The organism is Thermogutta terrifontis (assembly GCF_002277955.1).
GTDB lineage: Bacteria > Planctomycetota > Planctomycetia > Pirellulales > Thermoguttaceae > Thermogutta > Thermogutta terrifontis.
In genome coordinates this window covers 4,259,422-4,272,191 of sequence record NZ_CP018477.1, presented here as the reverse complement: position 1 = coordinate 4,272,191, position 12,770 = coordinate 4,259,422, and the positions used below count along the sequence as shown (strand labels likewise).

The window sequence follows — 12,770 nt, the reverse complement described above, 5'->3', positions numbered from 1 at the left end:
CATTGACCGCCACCGGTTGGGAAAAAGCAAAATCGCGTGAGAATACCCTGGAGGCACGCGATCGCACCGCCTGCGCGAGCCATTTTCCAGTATATGGGAAGCATCTTCGCAAGTTGAGTATTGCTTGTGGAAGCCTCCGAGAAACAGGTGAAAACGATGCGAATCCTTTTGGCCTTTCCTCGCGGGTTTTGTGCGGGGGTAAACATGGCGATTGAGACCGTAGAAACGGCGCTCCAGTGGTTTGGCACGCCGCTCTACGTGTTTCACGAGATCGTTCACAATCAACATGTGGTGCAAACATTTTCCAATCGCGGGGTGATTTTCGTCAATGATATTGACGAGGTACCACCGGGCAGCGTGCTTGTGTTTTCTGCCCACGGGGTGTCGCCCGAGGTGCGGGAAAAGGCCAGGCAGCGGCAACTCCGGACGATCGACGCGACGTGTCCACTGGTGACAAAGGTCCATCGGGAAGTCCGGCGGTTTGCGGACCAGGGCTACACCATTTTTTTGATTGGGCATGCCGGCCATGACGAAGTGATCGGTACCCTGGGTGAGGCCCCCCACGCCATTCGCCTCATTCAATCAGTGGCGGAGGCCGAGACCGTGGAAGTGCCGGATCCCGACAAAGTTGCCTATACAACCCAAACGACCCTTTCCATTCTGGACGCAGCGCAGATTGTGGCTCGGCTGCGGGAACGATTTCCCAAACTCGTGGGACCGGCCAAGGACGACATCTGCTATGCGACTCAGAACCGGCAGGAAGCGGTTCTCGCCATCGCCCCTCAATGTGATGTTTTTCTCGTAGTCGGCAGCCAGAACAGTTCCAACAGCCGTCGCTTGGCAGAAATTGCTGCCTCCACTGGGATTCCCGCCTATCTTGTTGATGGTCCGCAGGAGATTGATCTGGCTTGGTTTGCAGGAAAAGAAACGGTGGGACTCACAGCGGGTGCCAGCGCCCCCGAACATCTCGTTCAGGAGTGCATCCGACTATTACAGGAGAAATTCGGGGCCACCGTGGAAGAGGTCTTTTTGCGGGAAGAGCACGTCCACTTTCCCCTGCCCGCCGAATTGCGCCTGGTGCCTTCCCATTAGGCAACCTCGGCGAGAAACAAGACTCCAGCCACGCACACCTGTCGTGCCTGTTCCGGGCTTGACGACCACACGGATTCGACCTCAGTCAAGCGGGAATGCCTCGGCCGTCGTCTGCTTGCGATAGAGGGGCATGTAGCGGTAATACACCTCGAGGATCATCGTGGCCATTGCCGTGAAGTAAAGACGCCCACCCCGTTCTTTTCCGTGATCGCTGCTGTCCTCAAAAAACCAGCTTCCCGCTTCATGACCCTTTTGAGCCTGCGTTTGCACAAGGTAATCGCGCATCACGGCGTTCCATTGCTTCCACTCTTCTCCCTCCCAGTGACGCATAACCTGAGTCGCATAATAGTTGTAATAAAAGTTGTTTCGGCTCGGCCCGCTCTTGCTGGTGGATGGTCCCCATTTGCTCAGTCGTTGAATTCCCTTGACCAGCGCGGGATTGTCCTTGTCCCAGCCGAGATACATCCGGCACAAAAGACCGATGGCCGTGGTGGCGGGACCTTCCCCTGGATCCAGATATCCGTAAGCGGCTCCGCCATCGGATTGCACCGAATCGAGAAAGACCTGGGCCTTCTGAATGGTCACCTTGGGGACCTGCAGATACGCCATGGCGCCGCTTTTGAGAGCCATCAACTGCCAGCCGACAACCGATGTGTCCCCTTTTTGCCGAGGTTGATACCGCCAGCCACCTCCCACGGGGTCTTGTGCGTTACAAATGAAATTGAGCGCCTGCTGGGCGGGAGCCGCCAGGACCTTATCATGGGTCATTCCATAGGCCTCGCACAACACGATGGAAGCTAGCCCCTGGGAGTACATGTTGCCGCCGTTTTCCAGGAAACTGCCACCCTCGGGGGAAATTTTCATTCGGTTGGTGATCAGGAAGTAAAGCCCCGCGCGCACGTTTTTGGCGTATTTTCCTTCTCGGTGGGTTTGTCCAGAACCGAGGAATGGCAGAAGGGCAAGGGCGGTGGCCGCCGCTCTGGCTTCCGGAAGATTGCCCGGGTTACGGCACTGGCCATTGCACCCGCCAGCTTTGGTGTGGTCAAAGCTCCAGCCACCATCCGGGAGTTGATGATTGGCCAGCCACTGGAGGGCCAGAGCGACAGCGCGCTCGCTGCCCTCGGTAGCACCACCCAACCGTGCGAGGCGTTCCTTGCCAGCCCCACGACCTGAAAAGGCGTCGCCGCTCAAGGCACCCAGGTTGGACAGCAGGTCCGTTTGCGGGGCATGTTCCACGCCGATGGGGCTGAGCTCCACTGAGGCCATGGCTGCCGTTTCATCGTTGAACGGTGAGACGTCCTGGGAACTGTCCACGTTACTGGCTACTTCCACCGGGGACAGATCGGTGGCCAGGTTGATGTCCTGCGGAGGCTCATCGAGAAGCTCTTCCACCTCTTCCAGTTGTTCGTTCTGACCGGGAGCAACCACCAGCGTTTGGGCGGTGGTTTCACGAGGGCCGGGGATCGTGATCATGGCCATGACCAGCAAGGCCACAGCATGCACGACCATGCTCACGAACCAACTCGGCATCCAGTGGAGGATCTCCCACAGCAGGCTCCGCCCTTTTTTCTCTTCCTCACTACTCTCAGCCTGAGCGCCTCTTGCAGCCGCCGCAACTGCTGTGGCGGATCCCTGAGTGGTGCCTTTCTGGGTGGGCTCACTTCGCGGTCGGACGGCGTTCCCCTGGGAAGGACGAACCACCTTCCCTGCTGAGATATTCTTTGTTCCTTCACGAACGTTTCCCGCCGAGGGGGTACTCTCCGCAGGCAGTGGCGGTGGTGTTCCAGAACCCTGCCCCGCCGGTGGTGATCCTTGCGGTGGCTGCTGTTCATCGGGCAAAGGCAACTTGTCGGTCATGCTTGACCTCTCGCCTCAGAAATCTCTGCTCCGGATGATGCGCACAAGCTTACGACCTTACCCGCCGAGGTACCGACCCGAACACTCTCCCGCCCACAGGCTCGCCATACGCGACCTGAATGGCGATCTCTGGCCGTAAGCTCCCCTCTTCATTTTAACTTGCGCTGCGATCATGGTACCAGCACGGGCGTGGCTGGAAGAAGCCCTTCGCGATGTGTCCGCATCCCGCGGATAAGAGGACATGAGGCGGGACGGGAAATACCACTTGCTTGCAGAAGTCGGAACAGCAGAGCCGCGGGTTTCTGCAAGTGGCTGAGACGTGGGAGTGGATCAGATCTCGATAGGGGTAATTCATGAATTGCCCCTACCAGCGCGTGGCACGGGTAGAACCGGGCCCGCCAGTGGTTATGGACATTCGAGCGCTTCTCAGGATTCGGACTTTGGTAGCGCGATTGGTCGGAGTGCAAGTGGCATCTATTGGAGGGACGCCTTCCACGGCATCCGTCGCACACGGAGGGGCACGCTTGTCGTGCCCGATGATAGGGATGGATCATCGAACGTTGCACGGCGGACCTGACGAGCAGGTCCCTCCGAATATGGACTCCTCGTGTTATAAAGACGTGAAAAGCACGCGCCTCCGAATGGCAAAAACGGACCTGACAGGCAGGTCCCTCCCGAAGGTGCCTCCGAAATTCCGGAGGGGCACGCTTGTCGTGCCCGACGCCGCCCAAGACGTTCTCCAGGTCAGTGCCGCTTTTTAGCAGCAGAAATGTGGGGATGACCCAGCCTTGCCGCCGCTTGACACAGTGAATCGGATTCCTCAGCATCAAGTTTCGGACCCAAGATCGCCGACGGGAACAGCCTGCGGCTTTGGGGGTCTAAAAAACAAAAGCGGTTGAAGAACCGAGGTATTGCAGCAATCAAGTCCTTGACCTGAAGGAAGCCTCCAAGTGAAAGCGCTCGTGCTAACCGCTTACAAGCAATTGGAAATCCAGGATGTTCCAGTGCCTGAACCTGGGGCGGGAGAGATTCTCGTGAGAGTTAAGGCCTGTGGCATTTGTGGGAGCGATGTCCACGGGTTCGACGGCAGCACGGGACGCAGGCGACCGCCGATCATCATGGGTCACGAAGCCTCGGGGGTTGTGGCAAAGACCGGTGAGGGTGTGACGCAATTTCGCCCAGGTGATCGGGTGACTTTCGACTCCACAATTTATTGCGGTCGCTGTGAGTTTTGCCGACAGGGGCGGGTTAATCTCTGCGACAACCGCCGTGTTCTGGGAGTGTCTTGTGCTGAGTACCGACGGGACGGGGCGTTCGCCGAATATGTGGTCGTTCCGGAACACATCGCCTATCGTCTCCCAGACAGTGTTTCTTTCGAACAGGCCGCCTTGATCGAACCGCTTTCCGTGGCCCTGCACGCTGTGGATCGCGGGGATCTTCGGCTTGGCGAGACGGTCCTCGTGATTGGTGGCGGAATGATCGGTTCGCTGATCGTACAACTGGTCAAGGTTGCCGGAGCCAGTGACATTGTGGTCCTGGAACCGGATCCGTTTCGCCAGGAGCTTGTGCGTCGGGCGGGAGCCACTGCCGTTTTTTCCCCGCATGAATCCTGGCGGGAAGAACTCTCCAAAGGGACGGGAGGCAAAAGGATCACGCTCGTTTTCGACGCGGTGGGCATCGACGAGACCGTCCGATCAGCAGTGGAAAATGTGGAAAAAGGCGGCCGGGTGGTTCTTGTTGGCAATCTGGCCCCTCAGACTACACTTCTCCTACAAGCAGTGGTTACCCGCGAACTGACGCTGCTGGGATCCTGTGCATCACAGGGAGATTATCCCCGTTGCCTGGATTTATTGGCCCGGGGAGTTGTAACAGTGGACCCCCTCATCAGTGCAGTCGCGCCCCTGGAAGAGGGCCCTTACTGGTTCGACCAGCTCTACCAGAGAAAACAGCCCCTGCTCAAAGTGATTCTTCGACCGTGAACCTGGCCGTCCCCGGCTAGAATGCCTATTCAGTGGTCCGCCGTCACGCCCAGCGCATCAGTGCGTGATGGCGTACACAATCACGTTCGTGCCAATTTTTAGCGCTGAATCGTCTTTGAGGCCATAGGAATACGGGTGGGGGAATTGTTCCCAACCATTCCCCAGGTCAAATCGGCTGTAAATGACGGCCAGTCGGCCATCGATGCTGATGCCTTCCAACTCCGGCGTATTGATATTGCCGAAGTCCTCCCGAACGCGCGGTGTGTATTCCACCTCCTGGATGTCGAACAGGTTGTGATAAATTGGGTGATCGAGAGGGATTTTTTCGAGCTTGGCGTCCGGGAAGACTTTCGCAATTTCCCGCCGAAATCCCATATCGAACGACATCCGTCCGCAGCAGGCGTCGGCCAAAAGCAGGCCTCCAGCCTTCAAATACCGTTGGAGAAAAGCGACTTCGTCGTTGTTCCAGACGAATTCCCGGTGTCCTGTCATGTAAAGAAGCGGATAATTGGCTGCCTGAGGATCGGTAAGGCGGATGTTCTGCCGCTTGAATTTGACCTCCAGGGTGGAATTGTCGCGAGCGTACTTGAGCAGGTTGTGGACGGCCGACGGGTCGGGATCCCAGTCGCCCTCGTGCATGATCTGCGCGAAGACGAAATCGTCCCGTGTCGGGGCCTCGGCTTCGTAGTACACCTTGGTGGTGCTCAGGAATCGTGCCAGTTGGTAACTTCCCAAGATGTAGGTGATCAAATTGGCCCCTACCTGCCGTGCCAGGTCGATGACGAGTCGCAGGCCGCGAGGATGGTCGTGACCGTCCCAGCCGCATGTCATATCGGCCGGCGAAAAGATAACCCCAGAACGGCAGCCGAAGTCAATCGACTCCAGGCACGGAGCGTCGTCGTACCGAGAGCCATCCGCCTTCTGGTAGGTGAAGTTGCCCAGTTTGTAATAGGAAGAAAACACCGGCTCTTCGGGAAGCATTTTCCGCAAAGGCCGGCCGGGGAAGATCAGCTCCATCTCACGACGGAACGATTCCGCGAAATCGTTCCACCCGCAACACGCGTCGCCAATGATGGTCCCGCCATCCATGACATATCGGGCGAGCTTTGCGCGGACATCGTCCGTCAACTGGAAGCTGTTGTGACCGGCGAATAAGAGCGCGGGCAGCTCGCGAGGGTCGAAAGAGAAATGGGCGAAGTCTGTTTCGACCGCGCGATAATGAATTCCCAGTTTTTCATTCGTCCATTCAAGGAGCGTATTGACGTCAGCGGGGTCTGTCATCCAGTCTCGGTACATCACCCGCTTGCCATCTCGGGTGATCCATCGGACACTTCCAAGGGCCATTTTTCCGATCAGAGCGGGCGGACTTGGCGGCCGTTTTTTCTCAGTCCGCCGCAAAGGTGTGACGGGGAGCGGGAGCGGCGGGAATGATTCACCCCCGGTGCGGTGTTGCGGTGCCGCTTTGGGGGGTGGACCGCAGTCGATCGGGCCTGAATTCTCTTCTCCGAACACGAGGGCTGGCACGGCCACTCCGCCCGCCTGCCCGATAACCCAGCTCAGACCGGTCACCTGGAGAAACTCCCGGCGGGAATGTGTTCGCAATCGGCGGTTCATAATGGCACCTCGCGTGTTGTCACTAACGCTACGACACAACGACTCTCTGTTCCGACCCCGATTGTCCACTGGACAACCCGCTTTTCAGCCTCGGTTTGTCCAAGTGGTGTATTTCCTCCATGTGAGCAATCCTCGGCGCTTCATTCCTCCGGCGTTTGGTTGGGCAGCGGGATCGCTCCCGCAGGTGTTGCATGGGAAATAAGGAAGTCCGCACGACGTTGGATTGATTCCTCCTTCATTTCTTCATTGTAGAAACAGACTTCATCAATCGCGCCGGGAAATGGGTACGCGTGGGCCAGCCGGGCATCAAACCCCTTGCCAATTCCCAGCGGCCCGGACGGCACGGTGCCGGATACCCATCCGTCGAAAACTTTTTCCAGTTTGCCGTGAGCTGTCAAATCCTGAAGGTAGGTGCTGATGTGCGATTTATTTTGATCTCGATCTATGCGAACGATTACAGCGCCCAAATACCAGTGCCCCGCAATCAGGCGGCCGCGGGTCTGGGCCCAGTTTTCGGTAGCCGAAAGCAGGTGCACTAAAGTGGCCTCGCTTGGGTGCCCGGTTTCCGATGGCACCGCCGCAAGCAGAAACCCGCACCGGTCTGCGTCCTGGCGTGTGGCGAGGAGACTTCCTACGGCCTCTGGCGATTCATCTGGCCAGCCATCAAACCGGAAAATGATCTCCGCGGTGAAACGAGTCGGAAAAATGACCGGCTCCTCGCTCTGCCATCCCAGCCCACCGGAATTACCATCCCGAGTGGCCCTCATGGCTCGCGCGGCCTGCGATTGCCCCCCATATCCGACTGCCCATTGCGCGGAGACGTCCGAAAACGTACCACGCATCCTGACGGGTAAAACGGCACAAGTGCGCCCACTGGTGCGGTCGTACAGGGCAGCGGTTTCCTGCTCAAAGTCGGCCAATAGCCAGATGTGTGGATCGTGCAGGGCCAGATAACGCCAGGCGGTCACAGACCCCTTCTTCGGAATCTGTGTCCAAAAACGGTCGCCGCGCCAGGGAATGGTGACCACTCGGCCGTCAGGCCCGACCCTCGCCGCCTCTCCTTTTCGGATCTCCCGACCAGCTTCGCCATCCGGCCGGGGGAGTTGCAAGGCCACCTTCCCCGCCAGCACGTGAACGCAGGTCGCCTTCGATGTTACTTCCACGGCGAAGCTCGTGCCGCGATCCACAACTCTGGCATGGGGTGTTTTCACCAGAAAATCATGACAGCCCGGCGCGAGCTGGACCACTATTCTTCCAGCACCGAGGGTTACGCCTTGTGCTTCGTCAATCTGGAGGGTGGCAGGCCCTTCGAGAGTCCAGGTCGTGCCATGGCGATCTCGCCAAGCTGCCAGGCCCGACCGGAGGCGGACAACATCGCCGGACTTGAGCGGACTGCCCACCGTGTAACCGGGGGTCTCAAAATCTGCTTCGAAGATGCCCACGCAGGTGGCGACCTGCGAGCCCTGTTGGGGAGTCGTTTCCGGCTGGCGGAAGGCATGCCAGCGCCAGAGCAGAACGACACAAAGGCTCAGGGCGGTGGCCATCCCGACAAGCCCCCACGCAAGCAGCCGTCGGGTTACTTTTACCCGATCGGCGGAACATTCTTTTTCGCAGGCGTCGGCGGTGATCGCAGAAAACTCGGCGCGCATCCGCGGATCGGGGACATCGAGCAGCCCGCCTGTGCCCCAGTGGAGTTCCCCGAGGAGCAGCACGTACTCGATGTAGAGCTCTCTGCCCTCGGGAGTGCGCACCAGTTCCTCGAGGCGGCGGACGTCTTCCTCCGTACCCCGCCCTTCGACGAGGGCATCCACGAGCTGGCAGAGGGCGGCGCGTTCTTCGGAGTTCATGGGCATTTCTGGTCGGTTCCGAACCTCATCACGCTCTTCTCATGCGGCTTCTTCCGCCGTGCGTAGTTTCTGCTGGATACATTTCAACACGGCCATGCGAATGCGATGCAGCATGCGGCGAATCGCCTCGACCGACTTCCCACGGAGTTGAGCGATCTGCTCGGTACTCATCTGCTGAAAGTACCTCTGGTTCAACAATTCGCGATGATGCGGTTGAAGTTCGTGCAGGCACTCCCGCAGGGCTTCACGCCTTTCGTCGGCGGTCTCCACCACACTGACCGCGTGGTTGGCAATCTGCTCCAAAAACTCCGGCGAAAAAGGCCTTGCCGCTCGGGCCGAGCGCTGCCGGTGCTTCAGGACTTCATGGCGGGCAATCCCACACGCCCACCGGAAAAAATCTTCTTCCGGACGGAAATCCTCGAATCGCTGCCACAAAACGACGCTGACGTCCTGGACGATCTCCTCGGCCTCCTGGGGGTCAGCCACAAGTACCATCACATAAAGGAATAACCTGCGCTGAATCCCCGCCAGAAGCCGGACAAAAACCTCATTTCTATCCTCGTTTTGGCCTTGCGTCCGCGATGGCAACGCTCAACCTTTCCGCGGTGTCAACCTGCAGGCAAATTTTTCTCACTCCCGGTACAACCAGCATGACAAAATGGGTTTCGCTCCACCAGTATAGCTATAGCCCAGTTTCTTTCGTGGCACTCCAACAACCCACTCACAGCGAGTTCCCTGTCCAGTCAGCTTTTCACGGTCCCTGCCCGCCATAGTTCTTATTCCCGTATTGCGACCGAAACAGGACATGCCCCTTTTGGAAAGACCACACAAGTACATTGGTAGCACCAAAGCCTTGCCGCAATATGTCTCCTGGATGCCATAAGGCCGGTGCAGCCCGATCAGCCGTCCCGCTTTTGATACAATGGAGCGGCTGAAGGGACACCGCGGATAACTCTTTTTTGGATGTTTGAGCCCTCACGAGGAACTGAGTATGGCCGGTGACGTCCGCATCTTGCCTGTTGCTGTGCTGATTTCCGGTACTGGAAGAACACTCCGCGATCTCCTCAAGGCCGTCGATGAAGGCCGGGTGCCAATCGACGTCCGCCTGGTGATTGCCAGCACTCCCAACGCCAGTGGGCTTCAGTACGCGGAATTCATGGGCATTCCGGCGGAGGTCATTGAAAGAAAAGACTATGACAGCTCCGATGCATACAGTGCTGCGATTTATCAGCGTTGCAAGGAAGTGGGTGCCGAGTACATCATCATGGCGGGGTTTGCCATCCGCCTCACGATCACTCCCGAATTTCAAAACCGTGTTATCGGCACCCATCCAGCTTTAGCCCCAGCTTTTTGCGGGCAGGGGTACTTTGGCCGCCGGGTTCACGAGGCGGTGCTCGAACATGGGGTCAAGGTGACCGGGTGCACGGTCTTCTTTCTCGATCAGGAGTACAACAACGGCCCGGTCATTATCCAGAAGTGGACCCCCGTGGAACCCGATGACACGGTGGAAAAGCTTGAGGCCCGCGTGCTCAAACTGGAGACCGAGGCCCTCATCGAGGCGCTCCAACTCCTGGCTGAGGATCGTATCCAGGTAGTGGGGCGACGAGTGCGCATTTTGCCGGCTAGACCGGAGCAGCCCGCCCCAGCCTGACAGTTTCTAGATCGGGACGGCCAGTGACCAAACGCCAACCGCGTTGGCAGTTCTGGCCGATGGCCGTTCACATGCCTGTTTTCTGACCGGCGCCCGGTCGCGCTGACCTGAGCGTCGCTTCATTTTCCGCGTCAGATCAGCGAGCGGATGGCTTCCACTCCTGCCAGAGCGACGGCGTGGTCATTCTCCACGGTGCTGCCCGAGACACCAATTCCGCCGATGACTTCTCCCTGCGAATTGCGAATCGGGATACCGCCCGGAAACGTAATCAACCCGCCATTGGAGTGTTCAATATGGTACAGGGGACCGCCAGGCTGTGAAAGTTTTCCAATCTCGCCGGTTTCCATGTCGAAAAATCTGGCCGTTCGAGCCTTTCGGATGGCGATATCAATCGATCCGAGCCACGCACCGTCCATCCGCACGAAGGCCTTCAAATTGGCACCCGCATCCACAATGGCGATGTCCATCTTCGTGCCAAGCTCCTCGGCCTTCTTGATGGCGGCCTCAAGTGCCTTTTGGGCCACGCTGAGAGTGATGTCGTTCATGGGCAACTCCGTCGGCTTAAACCAAAACCGTTTTCAACTCGTTAGACAGTCGCAAAATACTCAGATTTTCCGCACAGTTGGCCAGATTCCGCCGCGCGATTTGATGGTCTCGTCGAACGTCGTCGCGGAGAGACTTCTGGCGCGGTTGTCAAAGCAATTTCCCAACCCGGGGTGGCATCGCCTGTTCGCGGTATTTTATCACCCCGTCAAGACTTTTCCTTCCAACCTGCCTTGAATCCAGTTGTTCAAGGACGGAGATCCTGGGTGTCGCGCCTGTGCCGGGCCTCCCATGCCAACAACCGAGCTTTTATTGCTGTGCCCCCGCGGGCGGTAAAACCGCAAAGTTTCCCCGACGTGGAGATCACCCGATGGCATGGAATGATAAGGGGGACGGGATTGCGGGCAAGGGCCTGGCCGACAGCCCGACTGGCCCGAGGTTCACCAACGCACTCGGCAAGCTGTTTGTAGCTTCGTGTTTCCCCGTAGGGAATCGACCGACACGCCTCCAGGACGCGGCGGGTGAAAGGCGAGCAGCGCGACAGATCCACAGGAACATCAGAAAAGTCCACCGGATGCCCGGCCAGGTACTCCGCAAGGAGTGTTGTCATTTGGTGGATCAGTGTCCATCGGTTGGAAGAGAGATCGCTCAACTCGGCTGCGCATGAGGGCCGACGGCAGGGATTAACAACGTATAACCTTGGCGCGGGGCAAGTGGGTGATTCTCGAGGCACCGCCCGCGCGTGCAGCCCGGCCAGAAAGGTCGCCAGTGCGGCACAATCGGCGGGACTGACCGGAACGCACAGCTCCGCGGTTTTGCTGGAGAGATCCTCCAATAATTCGGTGGTCGTGGCAGCGCCGAGAGTGCCGCAAATCACATGTTCACCATTCAGCGCGAACCCGAACCAGCCCGGGAAACCTCTACAGCAGATGAATTGGCACTCAGTTTGCATCTCGACTCGATAGGAAAGTCATCTGGCCGGCCTGTTTTAGCAGTTTGGAAACCCGGCCAAACAGCTTACAATAAACAGGTGATAGGGCAAAGACCCGGAGGTTTTCCCCGTAAAATATCGGTGCAAACTACCCCGATCATGGGGCTTTGACAAGCCTGTCGGCCAGGTTTTATACTCGCGCTTTTTAAGCCGGTGCCTCTTGCGGGGAGCGCGGGATTGAGGAAGTGCTCACGAACCCTTGGTAGGAACAGCACCCGGTCGCTATGGAAACCTATCATCATCTCTGTGATGATCATTACATCAATTTAACCCTCAACACGGCGCTGACGCTCCCATCCCATCGGGAGACCCTCATTCATTTCTTCGAGCGAATTCAACGCTCCTTTCCGGGGATGAAAAACTTTTATGCCCGGGATCGATCGGAGATCGTCCTGGAAGAAGATAAGGTGGAGAGCTCGTACCGATGGCTGACGCTGGAGCCCAGGCGTCTCAGTGCGGGACATGTGAACCCCGAGTCAGTGGAGACCGCCCTCCAGTTCCATCGCCTCATTCTGGAAGTAGCACCATATCATCTGTCGCTCAGCCCTCTGGACTGCGAGGCCATCGATCTCCTGTTTGGCTTTGATTTTACGTATCAGGGAAATCATAACCAGTTGGTTGCCGATGCACTGGGTGTTCCCCTGGCATTTGAGCGCTCTCTGGAAATTCCCTCGGCCCAGGTGGTCCATTATGAGCCTTCCATCACCCTGGCATTCGATCGCGATTGCCGCCTCCAGTGCCGCATCAGTGTGGAAACACGGACCAATGACTACCACGTACGGACCCAAGAGTACCCGGAAGAACAGGTCAGCGTTTATGTGACATGCCGCTATTATGGATGTTTGGCCGGGCAGAATGGCTTTGTCCAAACGCTGGATCTGCTGGCCAAGACGGGCAGGGCGGTGATCGACCAATACGTCATCGAATCGATCCTCCAGCCACTCGCCAAGGCGATCACGCTCCGGTGACCAGGCTCGTGGGACGCTCGATGAGCCTCCCGGTGACGAGAATTTTCGCATTTGACGTCGCGGCTGAGTGATGGGCTCGATCAGGTTGGGAGTTGCGGTTTGCCGACAGGCTCGCCCGGCTTCTGTGAGGACTTCGCTCGCAACGGAGCGACCAGTGCCTACACTTTTTGATGTCTGTCTTATCCCCACTGTTCTCGCGATGAAGACACTTGGATTCGCATGGGAGCC

At 58.1% G+C, this 12,770-nt stretch carries 10 protein-coding genes; 4 read left to right on the top strand and 6 right to left on the bottom strand.

The window, feature by feature from the left end; translation table 11 throughout:
* The first annotated feature begins 156 nt into the window (after positions 1-156).
* Positions 157-1,092 carry a 4-hydroxy-3-methylbut-2-enyl diphosphate reductase gene (ispH, locus tag THTE_RS15780; RefSeq protein ID WP_095416923.1) on the top strand — a complete coding sequence of 312 codons (936 nt, stop codon included), beginning with the start codon at positions 157-159 and terminating at the stop codon, positions 1,090-1,092.
* An 81-nt stretch (positions 1,093-1,173) separates the two neighbouring features.
* Here the strand turns inward: ispH and THTE_RS15775 are convergent, their stop codons facing one another.
* Entirely contained in the window at positions 1,174-2,949 is a 1,776-nt protein-coding gene (locus THTE_RS15775; protein WP_095416339.1) for a prenyltransferase/squalene oxidase repeat-containing protein, read from the bottom strand.
* 950 nt (positions 2,950-3,899) lie between these two features.
* Here THTE_RS15775 and THTE_RS15765 point away from each other — a divergent pair.
* Positions 3,900-4,928, top strand: coding sequence for a zinc-dependent alcohol dehydrogenase (locus THTE_RS15765; protein ID WP_095416337.1), 1,029 nt, complete (start codon positions 3,900-3,902; stop codon positions 4,926-4,928).
* Between the two features lie 57 nt (positions 4,929-4,985).
* On the opposite strand, the gene THTE_RS15760 is transcribed toward THTE_RS15765, so the two are convergent.
* The 3 genes from THTE_RS15760 to THTE_RS15750 form a co-directional block, all read right to left on the bottom strand.
* Positions 4,986-6,542 carry a DUF4159 domain-containing protein gene (locus THTE_RS15760; protein ID WP_095416336.1) on the bottom strand — a complete coding sequence of 519 codons (1,557 nt, stop codon included), beginning with the start codon at positions 6,540-6,542 and terminating at the stop codon, positions 4,986-4,988.
* A gap of 140 nt (positions 6,543-6,682) precedes the next feature.
* Positions 6,683-8,389, bottom strand: coding sequence for a FecR domain-containing protein (locus tag THTE_RS15755; protein WP_157732164.1), 1,707 nt, complete (start codon positions 8,387-8,389; stop codon positions 6,683-6,685).
* A 39-nt stretch (positions 8,390-8,428) separates the two neighbouring features.
* Positions 8,429-8,977, bottom strand: coding sequence for a sigma-70 family RNA polymerase sigma factor (locus tag THTE_RS15750; protein ID WP_095416334.1), 549 nt, complete (start codon positions 8,975-8,977; stop codon positions 8,429-8,431).
* A gap of 403 nt (positions 8,978-9,380) precedes the next feature.
* Between THTE_RS15750 and purN the strand changes: the two genes are divergently transcribed.
* Positions 9,381-10,040, top strand: coding sequence for a phosphoribosylglycinamide formyltransferase (gene purN, locus THTE_RS15745; protein WP_095416333.1), 660 nt, complete (start codon positions 9,381-9,383; stop codon positions 10,038-10,040).
* Between the two features lie 131 nt (positions 10,041-10,171).
* On the opposite strand, the gene THTE_RS15740 is transcribed toward purN, so the two are convergent.
* The gene (locus THTE_RS15740; protein WP_095416332.1) at positions 10,172-10,585 is read right to left on the bottom strand and encodes a GlcG/HbpS family heme-binding protein; all 414 of its coding nucleotides are present in this window, start codon (positions 10,583-10,585) and stop codon (positions 10,172-10,174) included.
* 245 nt (positions 10,586-10,830) lie between these two features.
* Complete coding sequence (locus tag THTE_RS18100; RefSeq protein WP_157732163.1) at positions 10,831-11,193, bottom strand: methylated-DNA--[protein]-cysteine S-methyltransferase; 363 nt, start codon at positions 11,191-11,193, stop codon at positions 10,831-10,833.
* 605 nt (positions 11,194-11,798) lie between these two features.
* Here THTE_RS18100 and THTE_RS15725 point away from each other — a divergent pair.
* Positions 11,799-12,542, top strand: a complete 744-nt coding sequence (locus THTE_RS15725; protein ID WP_095416329.1) for a hypothetical protein — start codon at positions 11,799-11,801, stop codon at positions 12,540-12,542.
* The last annotated feature ends 228 nt before the right edge of the window (positions 12,543-12,770 follow it).